24 protein-coding genes and 1 pseudogene are annotated in these 23,752 nt (G+C 70.7%); 21 read left to right on the top strand and 4 right to left on the bottom strand.

Annotated features, from left to right (window positions below):
• The first annotated feature begins 83 nt into the window (after nt 1–83).
• The 11 genes and pseudogenes from DB32_RS25845 to DB32_RS25795 all read left to right on the top strand — a co-directional run bounded on the left by DB32_RS25845 (nt 84) and on the right by DB32_RS25795 (nt 11,020).
• Nucleotides 84–1,052 carry an RCC1 domain-containing protein gene (locus tag DB32_RS25845; RefSeq protein ID WP_157069389.1) on the top strand — a complete coding sequence of 323 codons (969 nt, stop codon included), beginning with the start codon at nt 84–86 and terminating at the stop codon, nt 1,050–1,052.
• 21 nt (nt 1,053–1,073) lie between these two features.
• A complete protein-coding gene (locus tag DB32_RS25840) occupies nt 1,074–1,559 on the top strand; it encodes a PaaI family thioesterase (protein ID WP_053235308.1) in 486 nt (161 codons plus the stop codon).
• Nucleotides 1,560–1,853: 294 nt separating this feature from the next.
• Nucleotides 1,854–3,254 carry a 4-hydroxyphenylacetate 3-hydroxylase family protein gene (locus tag DB32_RS25835; protein ID WP_053235307.1) on the top strand — a complete coding sequence of 467 codons (1,401 nt, stop codon included), beginning with the start codon at nt 1,854–1,856 and terminating at the stop codon, nt 3,252–3,254.
• Nucleotides 3,255–3,823: 569 nt separating this feature from the next.
• Nucleotides 3,824–4,183 (top strand): NADH-quinone oxidoreductase subunit A, encoded by a 360-nt coding sequence (locus tag DB32_RS25830; protein WP_053235306.1) that lies wholly within the window; start codon nt 3,824–3,826, stop codon nt 4,181–4,183.
• Nucleotides 4,184–4,185: 2 nt separating this feature from the next.
• A pseudogene (locus DB32_RS25825) lies at nt 4,186–4,635 on the top strand (NADH-quinone oxidoreductase subunit B); the annotation flags it as partial.
• Nucleotides 4,636–4,845: 210 nt separating this feature from the next.
• Nucleotides 4,846–5,529, top strand: a complete 684-nt coding sequence (locus DB32_RS25820; protein ID WP_075097626.1) for an NADH-quinone oxidoreductase subunit C — start codon at nt 4,846–4,848, stop codon at nt 5,527–5,529.
• A 21-nt stretch (nt 5,530–5,550) separates the two neighbouring features.
• Complete coding sequence (locus DB32_RS25815; protein WP_053235305.1) at nt 5,551–6,768, top strand: NADH-quinone oxidoreductase subunit D; 1,218 nt, start codon at nt 5,551–5,553, stop codon at nt 6,766–6,768.
• A gap of 47 nt (nt 6,769–6,815) precedes the next feature.
• Nucleotides 6,816–8,408 (top strand): NADH-quinone oxidoreductase subunit G, encoded by a 1,593-nt coding sequence (locus tag DB32_RS25810; protein ID WP_053235304.1) that lies wholly within the window; start codon nt 6,816–6,818, stop codon nt 8,406–8,408.
• A gap of 10 nt (nt 8,409–8,418) precedes the next feature.
• Entirely contained in the window at nt 8,419–9,831 is a 1,413-nt protein-coding gene (locus tag DB32_RS25805) for a complex I subunit 1/NuoH family protein (RefSeq protein ID WP_053235303.1), read from the top strand.
• Nucleotides 9,832–9,835: 4 nt separating this feature from the next.
• The gene (locus tag DB32_RS25800) at nt 9,836–10,420 is read left to right on the top strand and encodes a NuoI/complex I 23 kDa subunit family protein (protein ID WP_053235302.1); all 585 of its coding nucleotides are present in this window, start codon (nt 9,836–9,838) and stop codon (nt 10,418–10,420) included.
• A gap of 102 nt (nt 10,421–10,522) precedes the next feature.
• A complete protein-coding gene (locus DB32_RS25795; protein WP_053235301.1) occupies nt 10,523–11,020 on the top strand; it encodes a hypothetical protein in 498 nt (165 codons plus the stop codon).
• Here the strand turns inward: DB32_RS25795 and DB32_RS25790 are convergent, their stop codons facing one another.
• Nucleotides 11,021–11,416 carry a DUF3634 family protein gene (locus DB32_RS25790; protein WP_169791554.1) on the bottom strand — a complete coding sequence of 132 codons (396 nt, stop codon included), beginning with the start codon at nt 11,414–11,416 and terminating at the stop codon, nt 11,021–11,023.
• A gap of 89 nt (nt 11,417–11,505) precedes the next feature.
• On the opposite strand from DB32_RS25790, the gene DB32_RS25785 reads away from it, so the two are divergent.
• Nucleotides 11,506–12,714, top strand: a complete 1,209-nt coding sequence (locus DB32_RS25785) for a trans-sulfuration enzyme family protein (protein ID WP_053235299.1) — start codon at nt 11,506–11,508, stop codon at nt 12,712–12,714.
• 403 nt (nt 12,715–13,117) lie between these two features.
• Here DB32_RS25785 and DB32_RS25780 read toward each other — a convergent pair whose 3' ends face one another.
• Nucleotides 13,118–15,538: a HEAT repeat domain-containing protein gene (locus DB32_RS25780; RefSeq protein WP_053235298.1), complete on the bottom strand. Its 2,421-nt coding sequence runs from the start codon at nt 15,536–15,538 to the stop codon at nt 13,118–13,120.
• Between the two features lie 219 nt (nt 15,539–15,757).
• Between DB32_RS25780 and DB32_RS25775 the strand changes: the two genes are divergently transcribed.
• The 5 genes from DB32_RS25775 to DB32_RS25755 all read left to right on the top strand — a co-directional run bounded on the left by DB32_RS25775 (nt 15,758) and on the right by DB32_RS25755 (nt 19,638).
• Nucleotides 15,758–16,111 carry an HU family DNA-binding protein gene (locus tag DB32_RS25775; protein ID WP_053235297.1) on the top strand — a complete coding sequence of 118 codons (354 nt, stop codon included), beginning with the start codon at nt 15,758–15,760 and terminating at the stop codon, nt 16,109–16,111.
• 3 nt (nt 16,112–16,114) lie between these two features.
• Entirely contained in the window at nt 16,115–16,510 is a 396-nt protein-coding gene (locus DB32_RS25770) for a DUF4259 domain-containing protein (RefSeq protein WP_053235296.1), read from the top strand.
• Between the two features lie 44 nt (nt 16,511–16,554).
• Nucleotides 16,555–16,914 (top strand): hypothetical protein, encoded by a 360-nt coding sequence (locus tag DB32_RS48525; RefSeq protein ID WP_169791553.1) that lies wholly within the window; start codon nt 16,555–16,557, stop codon nt 16,912–16,914.
• A complete protein-coding gene (gene tyrS / locus DB32_RS25760) occupies nt 16,836–18,068 on the top strand; it encodes a tyrosine--tRNA ligase (protein ID WP_053235294.1) in 1,233 nt (410 codons plus the stop codon). Before DB32_RS48525 ends, tyrS begins: the two co-directional genes overlap by 79 nt.
• A 241-nt stretch (nt 18,069–18,309) precedes the next feature.
• Nucleotides 18,310–19,638, top strand: coding sequence for a hypothetical protein (locus DB32_RS25755; RefSeq protein ID WP_053235293.1), 1,329 nt, complete (start codon nt 18,310–18,312; stop codon nt 19,636–19,638).
• Between the two features lie 5 nt (nt 19,639–19,643).
• Here DB32_RS25755 and DB32_RS25750 read toward each other — a convergent pair whose 3' ends face one another.
• Entirely contained in the window at nt 19,644–20,999 is a 1,356-nt protein-coding gene (locus tag DB32_RS25750; protein WP_053235292.1) for a glutamate--cysteine ligase, read from the bottom strand.
• 151 nt (nt 21,000–21,150) lie between these two features.
• On the opposite strand from DB32_RS25750, the gene DB32_RS48520 reads away from it, so the two are divergent.
• Genes DB32_RS48520 through DB32_RS25730 form a run of 4 tightly spaced genes read left to right on the top strand, consistent with a single transcriptional unit; the run spans nt 21,151 to nt 23,486 of the window.
• The gene (locus DB32_RS48520; RefSeq protein WP_053235291.1) at nt 21,151–21,507 is read left to right on the top strand and encodes a bactofilin family protein; all 357 of its coding nucleotides are present in this window, start codon (nt 21,151–21,153) and stop codon (nt 21,505–21,507) included.
• Nucleotides 21,504–22,166 carry a bactofilin family protein gene (locus DB32_RS25740; RefSeq protein WP_053235290.1) on the top strand — a complete coding sequence of 221 codons (663 nt, stop codon included), beginning with the start codon at nt 21,504–21,506 and terminating at the stop codon, nt 22,164–22,166. Before DB32_RS48520 ends, DB32_RS25740 begins: the two co-directional genes overlap by 4 nt.
• On the top strand, nt 22,163–22,759 hold the full coding sequence (gene pyrE / locus DB32_RS25735; RefSeq protein ID WP_240481254.1) for an orotate phosphoribosyltransferase: 597 nt from the start codon (nt 22,163–22,165) through the stop codon (nt 22,757–22,759). The genes DB32_RS25740 and pyrE overlap by 4 nt, the downstream gene beginning before the upstream one ends.
• Before the next feature lie 19 nt (nt 22,760–22,778).
• The gene (locus DB32_RS25730) at nt 22,779–23,486 is read left to right on the top strand and encodes a hypothetical protein (RefSeq protein ID WP_053235289.1); all 708 of its coding nucleotides are present in this window, start codon (nt 22,779–22,781) and stop codon (nt 23,484–23,486) included.
• 67 nt (nt 23,487–23,553) lie between these two features.
• Here DB32_RS25730 and rpmG read toward each other — a convergent pair whose 3' ends face one another.
• On the bottom strand, nt 23,554–23,715 hold the full coding sequence (gene rpmG, locus DB32_RS25725; protein ID WP_053235288.1) for a 50S ribosomal protein L33: 162 nt from the start codon (nt 23,713–23,715) through the stop codon (nt 23,554–23,556).
• Between the last annotated feature and the right edge of the window lie 37 nt (nt 23,716–23,752).

Below are 23,752 nucleotides of genomic sequence, written 5' to 3'. Positions count from 1 at the left end.
GACGGTACCGCGGTGATCAGCTGCCCCGACGGGAGCAGCGCCACGGTTCGTCCCGGTCCCGCGGGCATGCCGGGATGGACGGCATGGACGGCACGTCGAGCGGCTGCACCGTCGAGGAGACCGAGGCCGGCGCGGTCGTGACCTGCGACGACGGCACGAGCGTGACCGTTCCTCGCGGCGTCGACGGCTCGGGCTGCACGCTCACCGACCACGGCGACGGCTCGGCGACGCTCACGTGCGACGACGGCACGAGCGTGACGCTCCCGATCGACGGCCCGCTGCACCTCGGCGCCGGCTCGAACGGATCGTGCGCGACGCGCGCCGACGGCACGCTGCGCTGCTGGGGCTCGGCAGGCATCCTCAGCGTTCCGCCGGGGCGGTTCGTCGAGGTTCGCGGGTTCCACAACGACCACCGCTTCTGCGCGCGCCGCCCCGACCACACCGTCGCGTGCTGGGGCAACCCCGATCCGCTCTCGACCCCGCTCGGCGAGACCTTCACGCGCCTCTACGGGCACGATCGCGGCATGTGCGGCATGCGCGCCGACGGCACGTTGCGCTGCTGGGGCGCGTTCGGCCCGATCGACGGGCCGCCCACCGACGAGGCGTTCGTCGACTATGCGTTCGGCTTCGAGTGGGGCTGCGGCGTCCGCGCGAGCGACGGGACGATCCGCTGCTGGGGCGGCCCCGATCCGGACGACGTCCCGACGCCGCCCACGGGGGCGTTCGTGTCGATCGTCGGGAGCCTCTTCGACGTCTGCGGGCGCCGCGCCGACGGCACCGTCGCGTGCTCGGGCGCCCTCGCGTCGGGCGCGCCTGCCGAGGCGCTCGGCGCGATCAGCGCGGGCCAGCTGCACGCGTGCGGGATCCGCGCGAGCGACGCCTCGCTGGTGTGCTGGGGCCGCGATGCCGAGGGCCAGCACGTGGTCCCGCCGGGACGCTTCGTGGAGGTCGTGAGCGGCGGGCGTCACTCGTGCGCGCTCGACGAGGCCGACGAGGTGCACTGCTGGGGCGACGACACGTTCGGCCAGGCCAGCGTGCCCGACCCGCTCTGAGCGCGTCATGCTGCGCGCGCGATGAGCACTCCTCTTCCGCCCCTCGACGGACATCTCTTCGGGCCCGGTCAGCCCTGCTTCGGCTGCGGGCCCGATCACCCGTACGGGTTCCACCTCACGTTCGCGCGCGAGGGCGACGAGATCGTCACGCGCTTCACGCCCGGGGATCGCTACCAGGGCCCGCCCGGCATCATGCACGGCGGGCTCGTCTCGACGCTCGCCGACGAGGTCGCCGCGTGGGCGCTGATCGGGCTGCTCGGCAAGTTCGGCTTCACCGCGTCGTTCGACGCGAAGCTGCACAAGGCCGTGCGCATCGGCGTCCCGCTCGAGGGCCGCTCGGTCATCACCCGCGACGCGCGCCGCATCGTCGACGTCGCGGTGCGCATCGTCCAGGACGGCGCCGACGCGTTCACCGGCAGCTTCCGCTTCGTGGTCCTCGACCAGGGCGGCGCCGAGCGGATGCTGGGCGGCCCGATCCCCGACGCGTGGAAGCGCTTCTGTCGCTGAAGTGGACCAGACGTCGCCGGCTGCGACGCGGATCGAGCATCTTCGATGCTCGGCGTCGCAGCCGTCGTCGTCCGGTCCACTTCAGCTCTTTTTTCTGGTCGAGCATCTTCGATGCTCGACGGTGAACGACGTCCGTGCTGCGACGCGGATCGAGCATCTTCGATGCTCGGCGTCGCAGCCGTCGTCGTCCGGTCCACTTCAGCTCTTTTTCTGGTCGAGCATCTTCGATGCTCGAGGGGCGCACGCGCGAAACTCGATTGAGCGGCAGAGGCTGACAGTGAACACTGTCGCGCCATGAAGACCGCCGCGGAGTACGTCGAGTCGCTGCGCGCACGGAAGCTCGTCCTCTGGGTGGACGGGCAGCGCGTTCCGGATCCCACGCGCCACCCGAAGGTGCGCCCCTCGATCGACACCGTCGCCGCGACCTACGCGCTCGCGCACGATCCCGACCCGACGATCCGCGATCTCGCGACGCCGCACTCGAAGCTCGTCGACGCGCGCGTGAACCGCTTCACGCACCTCTTCACGAGCGACGACGACCTCCGGAAGAAGTTGGAGCTCCAACGAATCCTCGGTCGCCTCACCGGCACCTGCTTCCAGCGCTGCGTCGGCATGGACGGCCTCAACGCGACGTACATCGCGACCCACGGCCGCCAGGGGCACGACCGCTTCGTGCGCTGGCTCGCGAACGTGCAGCGCGAGGACCTCACGCTGAACGGCGCGATGACCGACCCGAAGGGCGATCGCAGCAAGCGCCCGAGCGAGCAGCCCGACTCGTTCGTGCGCGTCGTCGGGCGCAGCGCGGTCGGCCTCGTGATCCGCGGCGCGAAGATCCACCAGACCGGCGCGGCGAACGCGCACGAGATCCTCGTGATGCCCGGCCAGTCGCTGCGCGCGGGCGAAGAGGACTTCGCGATCGCGTGCGCGATCCCGGTGGACGCGCCGGGCGTGTCGATGGTGCTCGGCCGTCAGCCCAGCGACGAGCGACGCGGCGGCCCCGACGCGGGCAACGCGCGCTACGGCGGCCAGGAGTGCGTCGTGATCTTCGAGGACGTGTTCGTCCCGCGCGACCGCGTCTTCATCGACGGCGATCTCGAGGCGTGCAACGAGCTGCTCGAGGCGTTCGCCGGGTTCCACCGCGCCAGCTACGGCGGGTGCAAGCCGGGCAACCTCGACGCGCTCGTCGGCGCGACCGCGCTCCTCGCGAAGAAGAACGGCGTGCGCGACGCCTCGCACGTGCGCGACAAGCTCACCCAGATGGTCCACCTCACCGAGACCATCCACGCGCTCGGCCTCGCGGCCTCGACGAAGACGACGAAGCACCGCTCCGGGATCCACCAGGTCGACGCGGTGCTCGCGAACGTGTGCAAGCACCACGTGACCGAGCTGCCCTACGAGATCGTCCGGCTCGCCGAGGACCTCGCGGGCGGGCTGCTCGCGACGATGCCCTCGGTCGCCGATCTCGATCACCCCGAGCTCGGCCCGAAGCTCCGGCACGTGATGGGCGATCGCGAGCGCGCGAAGCTGCTCCGCCTCGTCGAGTGGATGAGCTACGGCTCGGGCGCGGTCCCGCTGCGCATCGAGTGCATGCACGGCGCGGGGTCGCCCCAGGCCCAGCGCGTCGTGATCGAGCGGCGCACCGACTGGGACGAGAAGATGCGCGCCGCCCGCAAGCTCGCCGGGCTCGACGAGTAGTATCGAGCGCGAAGCGCAGCGCGCGCGGGACCGTGCTCGCGGACGGCGACAGCCACCCGCGCGCTCCCCGGTGAGTGTTCGCGGACGGAAACAGCCACCCGCGCGCTTCCGGGTGGGTGTTCGCGGACGAAAACAGCCACCCGCGCGCTTCCCGGCGGGTGTTCGCGGACGGAAACAGCCACCCGCGCGCTTCCCGGTGGGTGTTCGCGGACGGAAACAGCCACCCGGAACCTTCCGGGTGCGCGATCACGCGCGAGAACATGCACCCGGCGTCGTCCCGGTGCGTGATCGCGCGCGAGATCGCCCGCTGGGCGCGCTCCGCGAGCGCCCGCTCGCCTCCCGAGAAGGGGGAGGGCGCGCGTCGCCGAGGCGCTCCCGTTTTCGCTGGCTTTCCCAGCGTTGACACCACGTTGCCGGTAGCCTAGAACCGGCGCCGGCCTCCCATCCCGAAGGGCGTCGTCCGCCTTTCGCCGGCTGAGACCGCTCGGCCGTCCCCCACGGCTGCAGGGGCCTGCGCAAACAGGCGGCCTCCGACCTCGCCCCCTTCCCAGGAAAAGGCACCGAGCCCCATGTTCGAGGTCTATTTTCCCGTCTTCCTGATGCTCGCGATCGCAGTCGCGATCCCGTCGTTGCTGTTCATCCTGGCATCGACGCTCGGCAGGAAGAACCCCACGCCCGAGAAGCTGATCCCGTACGAGTCGGGCTCGGCGACCACCGGCGCTCAGCACGTACGCCTGAGCGTCAAGTTCTATCTCACCGCCATCCTCTTCGTCGTCTTCGACATCGAGGCGGTGTTCCTGTATCCGTGGGCGGCTCAGTTCCGCGAGCTCGGCTGGTTCGGGCTCGTGGAGATGCTGCTCTTCCTCCTCGTCCTCGGCGTGACCCTCGTCTACGCGTGGAAGAAGGGAGCGCTCGAATGGGAAAGGTAGTGATGGGAGGCGGCGACGCCGGCTTCGTCACGACGAAGCTGGACGATCTCCTCGCGTGGGCGAGGAAGTGGTCGCTGTTCCAGTATCCGTTCGTCACCGCGTGCTGCGGCATGGAGTTCATGTCGCTGAACGGCCCGCGCTACGACGGCCTCGCGCGCTTCGGCGCCGAGGCGCCGCGCTTCTCGCCGCGCCAGGCGGACCTGCTCTGGGTCGTCGGCACGATCGTGCAGCGCCAGGCTCCGGCGCTGAAGCGCATCTACGAGCAGATGGCCGATCCGAAGTACGTGATCGCCTTCGGCACGTGCGCGTCGTGCGGCGGCTTCTACGACAACTACACGACGGTTCCGGGCATCGACAAGCTCATCCCGGTCGACGTGTACGTGCCCGGCTGCCCGCCGCGCCCGGAGGCCGTGCTCGACGGTCTCATGCTGCTCCAGCAGAAGATCCAGTCGGGCACGCGCGGGCCGCTCGTCGTGCCGACGCGCGAGGTGCCCGAGATGGTGCAGCTGCGCAAGAAGGGCACCGCGGTCTACTACGGCCAGCGGAAGCTCGAGGCCGAGCGCGCCGGCGCCAACCCGCTCGCGCAGCTGAGCGCGGAGCTGCTCGAGGATCGCCCCGGCGAGGCCGTGCGCATCGAGCGCGAGAAGAAGGGCTGAGTCGCCATGAGCAAGAAGGTGCTCGAGCGCCTCACGGCGCAGTTCGGTGACCGCATCCTCGCGACGAGCAGCCACTTCGGCGACGACGAGGCCGTGGTCGCGCCGAAGGACTGGCTCGAGGTCGCGCGCTTCCTGCGCGACGACCCCGAGTGCGACATGAACCACTTCGTCGACGTCACGTGCGTCGACTACCCGATGCGTGAGGACCTCCCGCGCTTCGACGTGCTGCTCTTCGTGCGCTCGCTCGCGAAGAAGCACCGCGTGCGCATCAAGACGCGCGTCGACGAGGGCGGCAGCGTCGCGTCGCTCGTGCCGGTGTGGATCGGCGCGAACTGGGGCGAGCGCGAGGCGTGGGACATGTTCGGCGTGGTCTTCGAGGGCCACCCCGATCCGCGCCGCATCCTGATGTACGACGAGTTCGTCGGGCACCCGCTCCGCAAGGACTACCCGATCGAGAAGACGCAGCCGCTGGTGCCCTACCGCGACGTGGAGGACATCGACAAGCTGCCGCCCTTCGGCCCCGACGAGGGCCAGCCGTGGTCGCGCATCGACTGGCAGGCGCGCATCGAGGGCAGCGACTTCCAGGTCTCGCCCGCCATCGGCGAGCAGCAGGGCCAGCGCCCCGCGCTCAGCAAGGGCATCGAGTACACCGAGCTCGACGACGAAGCGGCTCGTACCGCGACCGAGTAACCCGGCGAAAGAGTGATGTAGATGGAGCCCTTCTACGAAGACGAGGAGCACGAGGGCACGCTCGAGCTGCCCGCCGAGCCCATGCGGATCAACATGGGCCCGTCGCACCCCGCGATGCACGGCACCATCCGCATGGTGCTCGAGCTCGACGGCGAGACGGTGATGGATCTCGACATCCAGCCGGGCTACCTGCACCGCGGCTTCGAGAAGAGCTGCGAGCGTGGCAACTGGACGCAGGTCTTCCCCTACGCGGATCGCCTCAACTACGTCTCGCCGATGCTCTGCAACGTGGGCTTCTCGCTCGCGGTGGAGAAGCTCGCCGGGCTCAAGGTGCCGGAGCGCTGCACCTGGTACCGGATGATCCTCGGCGAGATCTCGCGCATCACCGATCACCTCACGTGCAACAGCGCGACGGCGATGGAGCTCGGAGCGTTCACGCCCTTCCTGTGGTGCATCAAGGTGCGCGACTGGCTGTGGGACGTGCTCGAGCAGGAGACCGGCGCGCGCATGACCCACTCCTTCGGCCGCATCGGCGGCATGGCGAAGGAGCCCACGCCGCACTTCAAGGAGAGCGTCCGTGCGGTGCTGCCGCAGGTCGACGAGGTGCTCCTCGAGACCGAGTCGCTGCTGCTCAAGAACCGCATCTTCCTCGACCGCACCCAGGGCATCGGGAAGCTGAGCAAGGAGCGCGCGCTCGCGTGGGGCGTGACCGGCCCGGTGCTGCGCTCGACCGGCGTCGACTACGACGTGCGCAAGGCGCACCCGTACATGTTCTACGACGCCGTCGACTTCGACGTTCCGGTCGGCCACGACGGCGACAACTACGATCGATTCATGGTGCGCTTCGAGGAAGTGCGTCAGTCGATGAAGATCATCGAGCAGTGTCTCGACAAGATGCCGGACAAGGGTCCGATCAACGCCGACGACCCGCGCTTCGTGCTGCCCGAGAAGCTCGACGTGTACAACACGATCGAGGCGACCATCGCGCACTTCAAGATCGTGATGGAGGGCATCAAGGTGCCCGCCGGTGAGTGCTACTCGTTCACCGAGGGCGGCAACGGCGAGCTCGGCTTCTTCATCGTGAGCGACGGCTCGGGCACGCCCTATCGCGTGCGCTGCCGCCCGCCGTGCTTCTACAACCTGCAGGCGTGCCGCGAGATGCTGATCGGCGACATGGTGGCGGACATCGTGCCCACCTTCGGCTCGATCAACATGATCGGCGGCGAGTGCGACCGCTGAAGCACGCGAGTCGCTGACAGACGATTTCCTTCCCTTCGGGAGCGGTGATGCCGACGTTCAAGCTCGATGGCCAGGAGATTCCCTTCGAGCCCGGAGACACGATCATCCGGGCGGCGTGGAAGAAGGGAGTCGAGATCCCGCACTACTGCTGGCACCCCGGTCTCTCGATCGCGGCCAACTGCCGCATGTGCCTCGTCGAGATCAAGAGCGCGCGCCCGATGGCGCTGCCGATCCTCGCGTGGGACGAGAAGAAGAAGGACTACGTCGAGACGACGAAGAACAAGCTCCAGCCCGCCTGTCAGATCGAGGTGACGGAGGGCATGGAGGTCGCGAGCAAGGGCGCGGCGGTCGAGAAGGCGCAGGGCGCAGTGCAGGAGTTCCTCCTGCTCAATCACCCGGTCGACTGCCCGATCTGCGATCAGGCCGGTGAGTGCAAGCTCCAGGACTACTGGCTCGCGCACCAGAAGAAGCTGAAGCGCAAGGACACCGAGCCGGTGCACAAGCCGAAGGCGGTGCGCTTCGGTCCGACGATCGTCTACGACGCCGAGCGCTGCATCATGTGCACGCGCTGCATCCGCTTCTGCGACGAGGTCGTGGGCGACCACGTGCTCGACATGCGCGAGCGCGGCAACAAGAACGAGATCACCGTCTCGCCGGGCCGCGAGCTCGATCACGCGTACACGCTGATGACCGAGCACGTCTGTCCGGTCGGCGCGCTGACGAGCAAGGACTTCCGCTTCAAGGCGCGCGTCTGGTTCCTGCGAAGCGCGCCCGGCGTCTGCAACGGCTGCGCGACCGGCTGCAACACGTGGGTCGACTACGATCCTCGTTACCAGCGCGTGTATCGCCTGCGCCCGCGCGACAACGAGCAGGTGAACAAGTTCTGGATGTGCGACGCGGGCATGATGACGTACAAGCGCTTCCACGAGGATCGCATCCTCACCGGGCGCGTTCGTCAGGAAGGCCGCGTCGTCGAGGTGCCGCGCGACGTCGCGATCGAGGCCTCGGCGAAGGTGCTCGAGAAGTCGCAGCGCCTCGCGGTGGTGTTCAGCGCGCAGCACACCAACGAGGACAACTTCGTGCTGGGCAAGCTCGGGCGCGAGCACCTCGGCGGCACCGCGCTCTACCTCGCGGCGCTCTCGCCCGAGAGCGTGCCCGGCGGGTGGAAGGGCGACGCGATCCTGCGGCACCCCGACCCGAACCCGAACCGCGCGGGCGCGACGGCGGTCGCCGGCGGCGAGCTGCGCAGCACCGCGGATCTCGCGGCCGACGTCGCGGCGGGCAGGGTCGACGCGATCCTCTCGCTCGGCTGGGCGGCGGGCGAGAGCGTCGAGCAGCTCGCGAGCCTCGCGAACGTCCCGCACGTGAACCTCTCGTCGAACATCGGCCCGCTCACGCAGGTCGCGACGGTCGTGGTCCCGGTCGCGACGACGGCCGAGGCGAGCGGAACCTTCGTGAACGCGAAGGGCATGGCGCAGCAGTTCCAGCGCGCGGTGAACGCGCCGCTCGGGATCAAGAGCGCCTGGGAGACGCTGATCGAGATCGGCAAGCGCGTGGGACGCGAGATCGCGTTCGCGAAGCTTCCCGAGGTGCGCGCGGCGATGCCCGCGACGACGGCCGCCGTGGCGGCTGCGAGCTGAGGGGACGACGATGGATCTCGGCTGGCTCGTTCTCGTTTCGATCCTGAAGATCGCGTTCGTCATCGGCGTGCTGCTGCTGCTGTTCGCGCCGGTGCTGGTGCTCGCGGAGCGTCGTCAGAGCGCGTTCTTCCAGGATCGCCTCGGCCCGTACATGGGCGGCTTCCCGATGCCGCGCGCGCTGCTCGACGCGATCCCGTACCTGGTGCTCGGCGCGTACGTCGTCGCGGCGCTCTGCGGCGTGATGTTCGCGATCAGCCTGGCGATGGTCGCGACCGGCAACGGTCAGGACGTGCTCTTCACCGAGCCGGTGTTCGGCATCGAGCACACGTGGGGCGGGCTGATGCTCGTCTTCTTCCCGCTCGCGGTCATCCACCTCGTCGCGGCGAAGATCCTCCCGTTCCTCTTCTTCGATGGGCGCCTGACGATCTTCGGCGGCCTGCACGCGCTCTTCGACGCGATCAAGGCGTTCACCAAGGAGGACATCGTCCCGCCCCGCGGCGACAAGTTCCTCCACTCGATCGCGCCGATCATCGCGATGGTCCCGGCGTTCGCGACCGCGGCGGTGATCCCGTTCGGTCCGACGATCTACGTCGACTACCTGCTCGATCAGCTGCCCGCGGAGGGCGCGATCGGCGGGACCGCGATCGACATCCAGGTCGCGAACCTCAACATCGGCATCCTCTACATCTTCGCGATCGCGGGCACCGGCATCATCGGCGCGGCGATCGCGGGCTACGCGAGCGACAACAAGTACGCGCTGCTCGGCGGCCTCCGCGCTGCGAGCCAGATGGTCAGCTACGAGGTCACGCTCGGCCTCTCGCTGGTCCCGATGTTCATGCTCTACGACTCGCTGATGCTGCCGGACATGATCCGCTGGCAGAGCGAGCACGTGTGGGGCGTGCTGGTGAACCCGCTCGCGTTCGTCCTCTTCTTCACCGCGACGATCGCGGAGTACAAGCGCGTTCCGTTCGACGCGCCCGAAGGTGAGAGCGAGATCGTCGCCGGCTACTTCCTCGAGTACTCGTCGGGCAAGTGGCTGATGTACATGATGGGCGAGTTCATCGAGGTCGCGGTGAGCTCGGCGATCATCGCGGTCGTCTTCCTCGGCGGCTGGGACGTGCCGTTCCTGACCCGCGCGGGCTGGGAGGCGTTCGGCTACCGCTTCGATCTGAGCGGGACGGACTTCGCGGTCGTCAGCAACGTCGCGAACTCGCACCTGTTCATCATCATCCTGCAGGTCGTCGCGTTCCTGACGAAGGTCATGGTGCTCGCGCTGATCAGCATCCAGGTGCGCTGGACGCTGCCGCGCTTCCGCTACGACCAGATCATGAGCCTCTGCTGGAAGCTCATCCTGCCGCTCTCGCTGCTGAACATCCTCGTGACCGGCATCTTCGTGCTGCTGTTCCAGCAGATGGGTTGGTGATTCGATGGCCTACGCGATCAAGAAGCCCGGACGCACCGTCGCGGACCAGAGCTACGTCGTCGAGGCGGTGAAGGGCCTCGGCGTCACCTTCAAGCGCTTCTTCCAGAACACGATCGGCCCCGCCGAGAACCGGAAGACCGCGACGATCCGCTACCCCGAGGAGAGCCGCGACTACCCGGAGCGCTTCCGCGGCGTGCACCGGCTCACCCACCGCGCGGACGGCTCGCCGCGCTGCGTCGCGTGCCTGTGCTGCAGCACGGCGTGCCCGGCGCAGTGCATCTACATCGAGCCCGCCGAGTACGAGGCGGACGATCCGCGCCACGGCTACGAGCGCTACCCGCGCGTGTTCGTGATCGACGAGCTGCGCTGCATCTTCTGCGGGTTCTGCGTCGAGGCGTGCCCGTGCGACGCGATCCGCATGGACACCGGCACGCACGTGCCGGCGTCGTGGAAGCGCGAGCACTTCATCTTCGACAAAGAGACGCTGATGAGCATCCCGGGCAAGGACGGGACGTACGTCACCGCGAACCCGCGCCACGAGCCCGGCGACCCGACGCACCCGGGCCTGGACCGCGAAAAGGCGCACTGATTCTCCCGGGGGAGGCTGCGCGCCTCCCCTCTCGACCCCTCGAGCTGCGCGCGGGTCCCCACCCGCTTGCGGGTGGCGCTTCGCGCTGGCCCAATCCCGCTCGTGAGCGCGCAGCGCATCGCCCTCGGGCACGGCAGCGCGTGGCACGACTTCCATCGGGTCGACCGCGAGCGGCCGTACGAGCTCGCGGTGCGAGAGCTCGTCGGCGCCTCTCAGCGCGCGCGGGTCTCGATCGAGGACGACCTGCTCCACGCGTGGTCCGCGGAGCTCTCCGCCATCCCGTGTGTGTGGCCGACCCGGGAGATCCACCGCGGCCTCGCGTGGACCGGATGGTCGGTCATCCGCGGCGATGGCGCGCGGGTCGCGCACGACGTGTTCAGGTCGCTCGCGCGGCGCTACCGCGACGACGACGGTCCGCCCGTGCTCGATGTTCGCCTCGGCGAGGAGCACTGGATCGACGACGACGGCCGCGAGCACTCGCTCGGAGACCACGTCGAGCGCGTGGCGCGCGCGGACTTGATCGCCGCGTTCGAGCGGCTCGCGGAGGACTGCCTCTGGGCGACGCGCGCGCCCGGCTACCTCCTGCACCTCGGTGTCTAGTCAGCCGCGGCCGCGATCCACCAGCAGCCACGCGAGCCACGCGATGCCGAGGACCTGACCGAGGTTGCGCGCCTCGGGGAGCTTCGCGCCGCGGAGCTTCTGGATCGGGTGCGTCCCGAACACGTTGCGCAGGCGCTGCGCGGTGCCGTCGTCGGTGCCGCTCAACACGAGCCGCGCGTGGTGCTGGCCCGCGACCGCGCGGATCGTCGCGCGGCGCGTTCCGGTGCGACGCACGACGTCCTCGATGCCGTGGAGCAGCGCGGGCGGGATGCGTCCGCGCACCACTAGCACGCGTCCATCGCGCACCGACAGGCAGAAGATCTCGTTCGCGCGCCAGAGCACGTACGCGCCGACCGCGACGAGGAGCACGACGAGGATCACGATCGGGTCGAGCACGGGCCCGGTATACGACGAATCCGTCACGCGTCGTTCCCCGAGAACCTCGACGCAGTGCAGCAACGCGAGCGCTACACTGCGCCCCCATCATGTCTTCCGACCAGCAGTCCAAGAAGCAGGAGCCCGGGCGGACGCCGGAGACGCGCGCCGTGCACGGCGGCGAGCCCCGCGATCGCGCGAGCGACTCGCTCGCCGAGCCGATCGTCCAGACCGCCACGTACACGTTCGCGAGCACGAGCGCGCTCGTCGAGTACATGGAGGGCAAGGTCGAGCGCGAGGAGTACGGGCGCTACGGGAACCCGACGGTCCGCACGCTCGAGCAGAAGATGGCGGCGCTCGAGGGCACCGACGACGCGGTCGCGTTCTCGAGCGGCATGTCCGCGGTCACCACGGCGATCCTCGCGCTCGTGAAGAGCGGCTCGCACGTCGTGCTCTTCTCGGACTGCTACCGCCGCACGCGCCAGTTCGTGACGTCGTTCCTCGATCGCTTCGGCGTCACGAGCACGCTCGTCCCACCCGCCGACGTCGACGCGATGCAGGCCGCGCTCACCCCGCAGACGCGCCTCGTCATCAGCGAAGCGCCGACGAACCCGTACAACAACGTGGTCGACCTGCGCCGCGTCGCCGCGATCTGCCGCGAGCGACGCATCCGCACGATGATCGACGCGACCTTCGCGACGCCGGTGAACCTGCGCCCCGCGGAGCACGGGATCGATCTCGTCGTGCACAGCGCGACCAAGTACCTGAGCGGGCACAACGACGTGCTCGCGGGCGTCGTCGCGGGGCCGAACGGGCTCGTGTCGCTGGTGCGCGATCTGCGGCACGTGCTCGGCGGCGTGCTCGATCCCCACGCCGCGTACCTCGTGCATCGCGGCATCAAGACGCTCGCGGTGCGCGTGAAGCAGCAGAACGCGAGCGCGCTCGCGCTGGCGCAGGCGCTCGAGGGTCACCCGCGGGTGCGGCGCGTCTGGTATCCGGGGCTCGCGTCGCATCCGCACCACGCGGTCGCGAAAGAGCTCATGACGGGCTTCGGCGGCGTGGTGACGTTCGCGGTGAAGGGCGATCTCGCGAGCGTCGGGCGCTTCGTCGACGCGTGCCGCATCCCGCGCATCGCGCCGAGCCTCGGCGGCGTGGAGTCGCTGATCGAGCAGCCCGCGCTGATGAGCTACTTCGAGCTCTCGACCGAGCAGCGCGAGGCCGTGGGCATCAGCGACGACCTCGTGCGCTACGCCGTCGGCATCGAGGACACCGACGAGCTCGTCGCGGACGTGCTGAGGGCCCTCGATCAGACCGCCTGAGGGCCTGCCGAGCTCGCTCCCCCGCGTCTCGGATCGCGCGGCGCGGCTCGCGCGCTCGTCGTCCCGCGTCGCGCGCTGCGCGAATCGCGTCGGAGGATCGGCGCCCTCGCTCCGATGCTCCGTGCCCCGGCTCGATCGATCACGGTCCCGCGGGGACCGACCGCGTCGGGGGGTGGTCGACACGTCGTCGGACGCGGGGGCGCCTCTCGCCGAGGGTAGGGGGTGATATCTCGGAGCCGGGGGGTGATACCCGCCGAGCCGGGGGGCGCAGGTGCTCGAGCCGGGGGCGCGAGCGCTCGAGGCCGGGTGGGGCGACCTCGGACCCGGGGGGCACGACGACGGAACGCAAACGGGGCGAACGCTCTCGCGCTCGCCCCGTCGCGGGTGCCGATCGAAGAGTCTCTTACCCCTCGATCTCGTCGTCCTCCGCGCCCTCGTCGCCCTCGGTCTGCGGGCGGTTCAGCTCGAAGAGCACGTTGCGCGCTTCCTCGGCGCCGTTGCCGCCCTGGTCGCGCGCCGCCATGAGCAGACCGGTCTCCTGCATGTCGCCGAGCAGGCGCGCCGCGAGCAGGCGCTGGTCCGCGTCGTCGCCGCGCAGCATCGCGAAGAAGCGGTTGCGCACGTCACGCCCGCTCAGGCCGTGCGTGCCCTCCCAGCCGCTGCGCAGGCGCGACATGAGCGGCACCCACGCGAAGCCCTGGCCGCCCTCGTTGAGGATCCGCGCGACGCGGATGCGGCGCATGACCTGGCCCGAGTCCCAGAGGTCGCTGGTGATGAGATTGAACCAGTCGTTCGTCTCGTTCATCAGCGCGTCCTGCAGGACCTGGCGCAGATCCGCGTCGCCCTGGAGGCGCGTGACGAGCGCGTTCGCCGCCTCGTCGCTGCCGCCGAGCGCGATCGCGAGCGCCGCGGCGACGCGCGTCTGATCCGACTCGAGCATCTGGACGAGGCGCGCGTCGTTCGCGGGATCCGCCGCGTAGCCCACCGCGACCGCGGCCGGGCTGCGGACGTCCGGCGGGGTCGCCGGGCTCGCGATGAGATCGAGCAGCGCGCTCGACATCGCACGGCTCGGGCGCTGCCAGAGCGCGCCGAGGTAGTAGCGGCGCGCCGCCTCGTCGAGGTCGGTCTGCTGCACCTTCGCGAGCACCTGCTGGAGCACCGCGTCGTCCGCGATCGCGCCGAGCGCGAGGCCCGCGTCGTTGCGGAGGCGGATGTCGTCCTGCGGGTCCTCGATGATCGTCATCATCGCCTCGGCCGCGTCGACGCGGCCGTAGCGGCCGATCGCGCGCACCGCCGCGGTGCGGTTGTCGTACTCGCGCTGGAGCGGCACGCCCGCCATGCCCATGTACTGCGCGAAGTCCTGATCGCGACCGCGCGGGACGATCCGCATGAGCGCCGTGTAGCCGGCGTCCGAGCCCATGTCGGCGAGCGCGAGCGCGGCCGACGCGATGTCGTCGCCCTCGAGGTTGCGCACCAGCGCGGTCTCCGCGTCGCGCGAGCGCGCGCGGCCGAGGACGCGCATCACCGACGAGCGGCGGTTGAGGAACGCGTCGTTCGAGAGCATCGGGACGAGCTGCGACGCGATCTCCGCGGGGATCTCGAGGCTCAGCATCGCGTCGAGCGCGTTGCGGCCCGCGTCGGCCGGGGTGGCCTGGGCGATCGCCAGGAGCGCCGGGGCCGCGCGCACGTCGCCGAGCTCGGCGAGGCCGTGGGCCGCCTCGGTGCGCGTCATCTCGTCCTCGCTCGCGAGCATGCCCGCGAGCGCGTCGGCCGCGGCCGGATCGTGGGTCGCGCGCAGCATCACCACGAGGTCGCGCTTGGTCGCCGCGTCACCCGCCGAGCCGAGGAGCACGGTCAGGCCGCGCGCGCCGGTCGAGCGACGGAGCGCCTCGAGCACCGCGACGCGCATCGCGGGGTCGCGCTGCATCAGCTGGAAGAGCGGCGTCGCGGCGCGCGGATCACCGATGCGCCCGAGGCCCGCGGCCGCGATGCGCAGCACGTTGTGGCCCTCTTCGCCGGTGTTCTGCGCGTCGAGGATCATGCGCGAGAGCGGGTCGATGACGTCGGGCGTGCCCGCCTCGGAGAGCGCCTGCGCGACGAGCGTGCGCACCGCGACCGACTCGTGGCCGGTGAGCTCGGGCGCCGAGAGGCGCTGCACGCCGACCGCGTTCACCACGATGCGCGGGTCGAACGCGGGGTGGCGCTGGTGCTGGAGGCGGCCGTTCTCGAACTCCGCGATGATCGCGTCGGCGGCCGCGGGCTCGTTGAGCACCGCGAGCGCCCACACCACCGGGGCGCGGTCGCGGTCGTCGGTCTGCGGGAGCACGCGCAGCAGGTGCGGCTTCGCGCTGTCCGCGGCGGGCGAGCCGATCTCGGCGAGGGCGCGCGCGGCGTGGGCGCGCATGCGTCCTTCCTGGTCGAGGAAGGGGATCAGCACCGGCACCGACTCGGCGTCGCGGTACTGACCCATCTTCTGCATGATCCGCATGCGCACGTCGTCGAACTGCGCGCGCGGCAGCTCTTCGCGGATCAGCCGGAGGAACTGCGCCTGGTCGCCGGTGTCCTGCGCGGCGTCGTACGCGGCCCAGCGCGCCTGATACGCCTGGTCGCGCACGTACCAAGCGCCCCCGAGGCCGAGCACGCCGACGATCAGCAGCAGCGTGACGACGCGGCCGAACATCGAGGTACGCGTTCCGATCTTCTTGACGACCTGGTCGTCGTCCAGACCGGCGACCTGCCGGTTCGCCTTGTCCAGCGCGTCGTCCGTCGCAGGGACATTCGGAAGCGCCGGCAGGTCGTCGTTCGGTTCGAGCTGGTTCTCCATCGTGCTCACCCTGCCCGACGGCGTCCGGGGACGCGTTGGGCTCCGCTGGTCTCTCGGGCCCGCAACAGTAGCGAAACCGCCCGCTGCGTTTCAATGCCGACGGAGGAGGACCCTCGGCACGCGCAGCCCTTGGGCACCGATCCCGCAAGTGCCCGGAAACACTGTTGACCCCCCGGATCCCCCCCGGTACTGTAGCGGTCGCTTCGGCGGGGAGAGGCGATGACGAAGTCCGAGCTGATCGATGCGGTCGCCAAGCGGACCAAGATCACCAAGAGCCGCGCCGAGCTCGTGGTGAACTGCATCTTCGAGACGATGACGACCTCGCTGGAGCGCGGGGAAGGCATCGAGATCCGAGGCTTCGGCAGCTTCACCGTCCGCGACTACAAGCCCTACAACGGGCGGAACCCGCGCACGGGGAAGCCGGTGCCGGTGCCCGAGAAGCGGCTGCCGTTCTTCAAGGTCGGCAAGGAGCTCAAGGAGCTCGTCAACCAGGGAACGGGCCCGATCTCCGAGGACGACGACGACGACGATGACGACGACGTCACGTCGGAGGACGACGACTCGGAGGGCTGAGACGTGGGCGCCTGGGGCCACGGCGCGTTCGAGAACGACGACTCGCTCGACTGGCTCGCGGAGCTCGAGGCGGGACGCATGACGGTCCGCGACGCGCTCGAGGCCGCGGTCGCGGAGTCCGACGACCTGCTCGAGGCGCCCGAGGCATCGATGGCGATCGCGGCGGCGACCCTCGTCGCCGCGGCCAAGGACGGTGAGCGCACCGCGCTTCCGGACGGCGCGCGCGCGTGGGTCGATGCGAACGGCGCCGCGGCGAAGGCCGACGTCGCGCTCGCGATCCGCGCCGTGGAGCGGGTGCTCGACGCGGCAGGCTCCGAGCTCGCGGAGCTGTGGGCGGACGCCGAGACGGACGAGTGGCGCGGCGACGTCGAGGCGCTGCTCGCGCGACTTCGTCGCTGACGCTCGCGCAGCGAAGAGCCGACCACGACCACGACCACGATCACGTGGGCGTCGACGCGAACGTGGTCGTGGTCGTGAGCGCGGTCGTGGTCGCGAGCGAAACAGCCGACCACGACCACGACCACGTCGACGACCACGATCACGTGGGCGTCGACGCGAACGTGGTCGTGGTCGTGAACGTGGTCGTGGTCGCGAGCGAAACAGCCGACCACGACCACGACCACGTCGACGACCACGATCACGTCGGGCGTCGACGCGAACGTGGACGGCTGTTCCCGCCGCGAACAACTCGACGGGCGGCGCACCCTCACGTAAGCCACGCGCCGTGGCGACCCTCTCCGCGGAAGAACAGCTGCGCGTGCTCGTGCGCGGCAGCGTCGATCTCGTCTCCGAAGCCGACCTGAAGGCGCGCCTCGAGGAGTCGGTGCGCACCGGGCGGCCGCTGAAGATCAAGGCGGGCTTCGATCCCACGCGCCCCGACCTGCACCTCGGGCACACGGTCCTGATGACGAAGATGCGCCAGTTCCAGGAGCTGGGGCACGAGGTCATCTTCGTCGTCGGCGACTTCACCGCGGCGATCGGCGACCCGAGCGGGAAGAACAAGACGCGCCCGCCGCTCACGCGCGAGGAGATCGAGCACGGCGCGAAGACCTACGCCGAGCAGGCGTTCAAGGTGCTCGACCAGGCCAAGACGCGCATCGAGTACAACTCGAGCTGGCTCGGGCCCATGACGTTCGCCGACGTCATCCGCCTCGCGGGCAAGTACACGCTCGCGCGGATGATGGAGCGCCAGGACTTCAAGACGCGCTGGGAGAACGAGTCGAGCATCTCGCTCCACGAGCTGCTGTACCCGCTCGCGCAGGCGTACGACTCGGTGCACCTCCAGGCGGACGTCGAGCTCGGCGGGACCGATCAGCTCTTCAACCTGATGGTCGGTCGCGACCTGATGAAGGAGTACGGCCAGCGCCCGCAGATCGTCATGACGACGCCGATCCTCGAGGGCATCAACGCGCGCTTCGAGGACGGGCGCATCGTCGGCGACAAGATGAGCAAGTCGCTCGACAACTACGTCGGCGTGAGCGAGGCGCCCGAGGAGATGCTCGGCAAGCTCATGAGCGTCGGCGACGAGCTGATGTGGCGCTACTACGAGCTGCTCTCGGCGGAGTCGACGGAGACGATCGCGGCGCGCCGGAGCGACTGCGCGAGCGGCCGGATGAACCCGCGCGACGCGAAGATGACGCTCGCGAAGGAGCTCGTCGCGCGGTTCCACTCGCAGGCGGACGCGGAGCGCGTGCACGCCGCGTGGGACAAGCAGTTCAGCCAGCGCCAGGTGCCGGACTCGATGCCGGAGCACGAGAGCGCGGGCGCGCCGCTCGCGCTGGTGCAGGCGCTGGTGATCGCGAAGCTCGCGAGCAGCAACAGCGACGCGCGGCGGAAGATCGAGCAGGGCGCCGTCGACGTCGACGAGCAGCGCGTGAAGGACACGAAGGCCGTGCTCGAGGCGGGACGGCACGTGCTGCGCGCGGGCCGCCACTACGCGGCGATCACGGTGCGCTGAGCCGCCGCGCGAGCGATGTGACCAGGTGTCCTGGTCACGCGATCGTCTGCGTCAGCGCCGCGGGCAGGTTCCGACCTCGACCACGCGGTACGCGTGCGTGATGACATCGCTGTCGGATGCGTGCCTGCGGTTCACGGCCGAGGGCGCGTCGCGCGGTTCGCGTCGTGGCGCGTCAGTCGTGTGGTTCCGCGGAGTTGCGTGCCGTGCGCGTCATGGCGCGTCCGTTGCGCTGGAGGCGGGCATGCTCCGCCTGGTGCTCCGCTCGTTCGTGAACGTCGTGTACGCGCTCTGGCTGATGCTCGTGATCCTCGGGGGCTGCTGCTTCGGCGCGACGCCCGCGGTCGAAGGGCAGGACGCAGGTCCAGTGGTGGCGGTCGCGCCGGTCGAGCCGGCCCCGGCGCCCGTCGTCGTGAGCGACGCGCCGATCGACTTCGTCCCCGAGCCGGCTCCCGGGATCCTCGAGCCACGGCTCTCGCGCGAGACCTGGGACGTGCTGGCTCGCGGGCCGGTGCCGCAGGTGCGTGACGCGCTCTCGTGGTTCGAGTCCGCGCCGCCGCACGAGTCCGGCGCGCTCGAAGGAGCGCTCGTGATCTGCCGGACCATGATGACGCCCGGTCACGACGACTGGGACGGCATCTTCGGCGGGCCCGAGATCCAGCTGCGTGTGCGCATCGCGGGCGGTGCGATGCGCGCGACCCCGGAAGGACGCCCTGCGGGCGTGTTCTCGTTCCCGGTGGCGCGCCTCGCGCCCCGCGATCGCGTGTGGATGCGGCTCATCGACGAGGACGTCCTCGACGACGACGTGATCGGCGAGGGCTCGACGCAGTTCGCGGGCATCACGCCGTTCGTGGTCTCGATGCGGCGCGCGACGCTCGAGTGTCGCGCGGTGAGCGCGCCCGAGCCCCGCGCCGCGCTCGCGCGCTTCGATCGCATGTTGTCGCGCGCGGAAGACGTGCGACCCGACGTGAGCCTGCACGACCTGGGCTATCCGGAGCGCGAGGCGATGGAGGTGCTCGCCGCTGCGAGCGAGGCCGCGGCGTGGCTCGACTGGAGCGACGCGAGGCTGCGCGACCGGATCGATCATGCCGAGCGCTTCGAGCGCGCGTGGAGCGATGCGGCGCACGCCGAGATGGACCGCGCGACGAGCACGCTGCCGGACCCGGCCACGCCGGTCGAGCTCGGCGAAGGACGGCAGGCGCGCGTCCTCGCGCTGCGCTGCGGCGTGGACGCGGGGCGCGCCCACCGCGAGATCGCGGCGCTGCCGGCGTGGGCCGCGCGCGTGCCGTGCGTCGCGATCGTCGAGGTCGTCGCGGGACGCGGCGGATGGACCCTGCCCGCGGTTCCCGGCGTGCTCGATCCCGAGCTGCGTGTCGTCGATGGCGATGGACGATCGCACGCGCTGCTCTGGGTCGGACGGCGCACCGCGGGCGCGTGGCGCGCGCCCGACGAGGTCGTGCAGGTCGCGGAGGGCGAGCGCGTCGAGCTCACGCTCGACGTCCCGGTGCGCGATGCGCGTCTGATCCACGCGCGCCACGACCGCGGCGGCGTCTCGCTCCTGCGCGTGCGCTGACGCGCTCAGAGCTTCGTCAGCGCGACGACCTGCGGTGCGAGCGGCGCCTTCGGATCGATCTGCGCGAGCAGCGCGTCCGCGGGCGTCATGCCGCGCTCGATGAGCGCGCGCAGCGGCGCGAGGTGGATCGTCTCGTCGCGTCCCTGCTCGTCGAGCGCGCGCTGCGCGCGCAGGCCGCGCTCCGCGATGCCCAGGAGCTCCGACGCCCACTCGCCGACCTCGCGGCCCGCGACCTTCGCGCGCAGTCCGTCGCGCGCGATCGCCGGGCGCACCGCTTCGATCTCGTCGTGCGTCCAGCGTCCGCCGAGCGACTCCGTCGCAGCGAGCGCGCCGTCGTCGTAGAGCAGGCCCTTCCAGAGCGCCGCGAGGGCGGGGACGAGCTCGGCGCGCTGCGAGTCCGCGCCGCGCGTCTCGATCGTCTTCTTGAGCCGCACCTCGGGGAACAGCGTGTTCAGGTGCGTGAGCCAGTCGCCCATGTTCGGGCGCGCGCCCTCGAACCCGTCCTGCCAGAACGCGCGGAACGTCTGCCCGGTGTTGCGGATCAGACGGCCCTCGTGCTTCACGAGGAACATCGGGACGTCGAGCGCCCACTCGACGTAGTCGCGGAACGTCGCGCCCTCGTCCCACGCGAACGGCAGGAGCCCCGAGCGATCGGGATCGACCTCGAGCCACACCGCGACGCGACGGCTGCGCTCGCCGGTGATGCGGCCCTCGAGGAACGGGCTGTTCGCGAACATCGCCGACGCGATCGGCTGCACGCGAAGCGACGCGCGCAGCTTGCGCATCGCGTCCGCCTCGCTCGCGTAGTCCATGTTCGCCTGCACGGTGCAGGTGCGCAGCATCATGTCGAGCGCGAGGCGACCGCGCGTCGGCAGGTACTCGCGCATGATCGGGTAACGGAGCTTCGGGACCCACGGCAGGTCCTCGCGGCGCGCGAACGGATGGAACCCGAGGCCCATCCACGAGAGGCCGAGCGCCTCGCCGATCGCGTGCACCTCGCGCAGGTGCTCGTCGTGCTCGCGCGCGGTCTCGTGGATCGTCGCCAGCGGCGCGCCCGAGAGCTCGAGCTGCGCGCCCGGCTCGAGCGTGATCGACGCGTCGCCGCGCTGGAGCTGGATGCAGGTCGCGCCCTCGCAGACGAGCTCCCAGCCCGCGTCGTTCGCGAGGCGCCGCAGCACCTCGGCGATGCCGCGATCGCCCTCGAACGGGATCGGTGTGAGATCGGGGAGGACGACTCCGTGCTTCTCGGCCTCGGTGCCGATGCGCCAGGCCTCGCGGGGTTTGCACGCGTGGTGGAAGGGCTCGAGCAGGTCGTCCAGCGACCGGATCGGACGCTGCTCGGAGTCGGAGGAGACCGCCATGCGTGTCGCTCGTTTCGCGCGCCGTGGAGGCGCCGTTCAGGTCCGCAGTCGTCGTGACTGCACGGAGCAGGCCGTGGTCGTAGCACGGCGGACCGGAGCTCCGGATCCGCCTCGCGGAACGCGACGTCGTCGAGTAGTCTGCCGCGTCGCAATGAGCAGCCGTTCCGCCGAGGGCGTGATCGGCCCCCAACTCGTGGTGCGGGGCCGTCTCGATGGCAAGGGTGACCTGCGGGTCGAGGGTGTCCTGGAGGGCGAGCTCGATCTGGAGGGCGACGTCGCAGTCGGTCCCGACGGCACGCTCGTCGGTCCGCTGCGCGCGCGCAGCATCGAGGTGGCGGGCGAGGTGCACGGCGACGTGCTCGCTGGCGACACCGTGGCGATCCGCGCCGGAGGACGCGTGCAGGGCGACGTGCGGGCGCGACGGATCGCGATCGACGACGGCGCGGCGCTCCACGGTGGGATCGAGATGGACTTCGACCTCGAAGAAGACGAAGAGGCGCGTCGATGAGCCGAGGCTCGGTGCTGCCCGAAGGGATGAGGCTCGCGGGCGAGATCCGCGGGCAGGGCGATCTGGTGGTCGCCGGGACGATCGAGGGCCCGATCGCGATCGACGGTCACCTGACGATCGAAGCGACCGGCGTGGTGCGCGGCGAGGTGAAGGCGCGCGCGGTCGTGCTGCGCGGAACGCTCACCGGGCCGGCCGTCGCGGAGGAGACGATCCGGCTGGAGTCGGGCGCGCGGATGATCGGTGATGCGCGCGCCGAGCGCGTGTCGGTGGTCGAGGGCGCGCTGCTCCGTGGTCGCATCACGATGACGGGCGCGCAGGCGGCGCGTCGCTCGAGCGCGGGGCAGGTGCCGGCGATCGAGCGTCGCTCGACGCCGGGCGCGGTGAGCGCGCCGACCGCTGCGCCCTCGATCGCGGCGGCTGCGGGCATCGCGCCGCGGGCGCCGACGGGCGTGCTCGTCGAGCCGCGCGCGTCGCGCGACGAGGAGCTCGAGACGCGCACGACGGGTCGTTTCGTGCGTCGCACCGAGTCCGCCGCGCCGCCTGCGCCGGACGCGGACGCGACGATCACGCGCCCGCGCGAGCGCCGCCCGCCCGAGCCGGTCATCCCGGGTGTCGGTCGTCAGCGCGCGCGCCGCAAGGACGGAGGGATGGCGTCGTGACCGCGAAGCACCTGGCCCCCACGGGGACGCGCGAGCGCTTGCTCGAGCTGCTGCGCACGCGCTGCTTCGCTCGGAAGAAGGTCGTGCTCGCGTCGGGTCGCGAGAGCGACTTCTTCATCGACTGCAAGCAGGCGGTGCTGCTCGCGGAGGGGCACGTGCTGATCGGCGAGCTGATGCTCGAGGCGGCGCTCGCGCTGCCGACGCATCCGGTCGCGGTCGCGGGCGTGGAGCTCGGCGGATGTCCGCTCGCGTCGGCGGTGGCGCTCGTGTCGTTCCAGCGCGACGTGCGCACCGAGCGCGGCGTGGGTCTCGACGCGATCTACGTGCGCAAGCAGGCGAAGGATCACGGCAGCCAGCGTCAGCTCGAGGGCGACGTCGGGATGCAGCCGAACGATCCGGTCGTGGTCGTCGAGGACGTGGTGACGACCGGTGGATCGACGCTGCGCGCGATCGAGCGGCTGCGCGAGCGTGGCCTCACCGTCGCGGGCGTGGTGGCGATCGTCGATCGTCTCGAGGGCGGCGCCGAGAACGTGCGCGCGGCGGGCGTGCACCTCACGTCGCTCTTCACGCGCCACGACTTCATCCCCGCGTGACGCGGTAAGATCCGGCGGGATGCGCGTTCTCCTCGCCTCGGCGCTGATCGCGCTCGTCCTCGCAGGGTGCGGCAGCGCGCGCGTGCCGATGCGCGAGTCGACGCGTGCGTACACGGCGAGCGACTACGGCGGCGTGTACGGGCGCTGGACCCGCGCGTCCGACGAGTTCGAGTTCGGTCGGCTCTCGGAGATCGCGCACATCACCGCGACCTTCGAGTCGTGGGAGTTCCGCTGGGCGTACGTGGTGCGCTACGCGGCCGATCACTCGTTCTCGACCGAGGAGCGCACGCGTCTGCTCGAGGAGTCGCTCGAGGACGCGCGGCTGCGCCATCGGTTCTTCTTCACGATCGCATCGCCGCGGTGGCGCGAGACCGAGCTGCAGGGGCGCGAGAGCGACTGGCGCGTGCTGCTCGTCGACCCGACCGGGCGTCAGGTGGAGCCGGTCGAGCTCACGCCGATCGCGCGGCCTTCGGCGGATCAGCGCGTGTACTTCCCGTCGATCTCGCGGCAGCGCCACACGTACCGGGTGGCGTTCCCGGCGCAGCACACCGACGGCACGCCGACGATCCCGCCGGACGCAGATCACGTGCTGCTGCGCTTCGCGAGCGCGCGAGGGACGGTCGATCTCCGCTGGGACATCGAGCGTCCGGCGGACGCGGAGAACGTCGAAGGCGAGGTCGCGCCGGCGACCGAAGAGAGCGCGAGCGAGCACGACAACGAAGGCTGACGGAACGCAAACGAGCGAGCTCCGTGATGGAGCCCGCTCGAGGCACGGACAGGCGATCTCGGGGCGCTCAGCCCTTCGAGATCTTGCCTTCCTTGTGCGGCTTGTGGGTGCGGCACGCGGCGCAGAACTTCTTGATGACGAACTTCTCCGGCATCGTCCGCTTGTTCTTGGACGTGTGGTAGTTCGCGCGACCGCACTGTTCGCAGGTGAGCTTGATCAGGTCCCGCATGACGACTCCAGAAGGGCGCAGAGCATAGTCGTATCGG

The organism is Sandaracinus amylolyticus (genome assembly GCF_000737325.1).
In the GTDB taxonomy this organism is placed as follows: Bacteria; Myxococcota_A; Polyangia; order Polyangiales; family Sandaracinaceae; genus Sandaracinus; species Sandaracinus amylolyticus.
Note: the sequence above shows the minus strand (reverse complement) of the source record. Positions and strands in the feature narration are given on the sequence as shown.

Bases quoted from the DNA above. Each gene is read 5' to 3' on its own strand.
- DB32_RS25840 (WP_053235308.1), top strand. From the start codon at position 1,074: ATGAGCACTCCTCTTCCGCCCCTCGACGGACATCTCTTCGGGCCCGGT.
- DB32_RS48520 (WP_053235291.1), top strand. From the start codon at position 21,151: ATGAGCAGCCGTTCCGCCGAGGGCGTGATCGGCCCCCAACTCGTGGTG.
- DB32_RS25785 (WP_053235299.1), top strand. From the start codon at position 11,506: ATGTCTTCCGACCAGCAGTCCAAGAAGCAGGAGCCCGGGCGGACGCCG.
- DB32_RS25750 (WP_053235292.1), bottom strand. From the start codon at position 20,999: ATGGCGGTCTCCTCCGACTCCGAGCAGCGTCCGATCCGGTCGCTGGAC.
- DB32_RS25805 (WP_053235303.1), top strand. From the start codon at position 8,419: ATGGATCTCGGCTGGCTCGTTCTCGTTTCGATCCTGAAGATCGCGTTC.
- DB32_RS25845 (WP_157069389.1), top strand. From the start codon at position 84: ATGGACGGCACGTCGAGCGGCTGCACCGTCGAGGAGACCGAGGCCGGC.
- DB32_RS25830 (WP_053235306.1), top strand. From the start codon at position 3,824: ATGTTCGAGGTCTATTTTCCCGTCTTCCTGATGCTCGCGATCGCAGTC.
- DB32_RS25815 (WP_053235305.1), top strand. From the start codon at position 5,551: ATGGAGCCCTTCTACGAAGACGAGGAGCACGAGGGCACGCTCGAGCTG.
- DB32_RS25800 (WP_053235302.1), top strand. From the start codon at position 9,836: ATGGCCTACGCGATCAAGAAGCCCGGACGCACCGTCGCGGACCAGAGC.
- DB32_RS25810 (WP_053235304.1), top strand. From the start codon at position 6,816: ATGCCGACGTTCAAGCTCGATGGCCAGGAGATTCCCTTCGAGCCCGGA.
- rpmG (WP_053235288.1), bottom strand. From the start codon at position 23,715: ATGCGGGACCTGATCAAGCTCACCTGCGAACAGTGCGGTCGCGCGAAC.
- DB32_RS25740 (WP_053235290.1), top strand. From the start codon at position 21,504: ATGAGCCGAGGCTCGGTGCTGCCCGAAGGGATGAGGCTCGCGGGCGAG.
- DB32_RS25755 (WP_053235293.1), top strand. From the start codon at position 18,310: ATGCTCCGCCTGGTGCTCCGCTCGTTCGTGAACGTCGTGTACGCGCTC.
- DB32_RS25775 (WP_053235297.1), top strand. From the start codon at position 15,758: ATGACGAAGTCCGAGCTGATCGATGCGGTCGCCAAGCGGACCAAGATC.
- DB32_RS25780 (WP_053235298.1), bottom strand. From the start codon at position 15,538: ATGGAGAACCAGCTCGAACCGAACGACGACCTGCCGGCGCTTCCGAAT.
- DB32_RS25730 (WP_053235289.1), top strand. From the start codon at position 22,779: ATGCGCGTTCTCCTCGCCTCGGCGCTGATCGCGCTCGTCCTCGCAGGG.
- DB32_RS25820 (WP_075097626.1), top strand. From the start codon at position 4,846: ATGAGCAAGAAGGTGCTCGAGCGCCTCACGGCGCAGTTCGGTGACCGC.
- DB32_RS25835 (WP_053235307.1), top strand. From the start codon at position 1,854: ATGAAGACCGCCGCGGAGTACGTCGAGTCGCTGCGCGCACGGAAGCTC.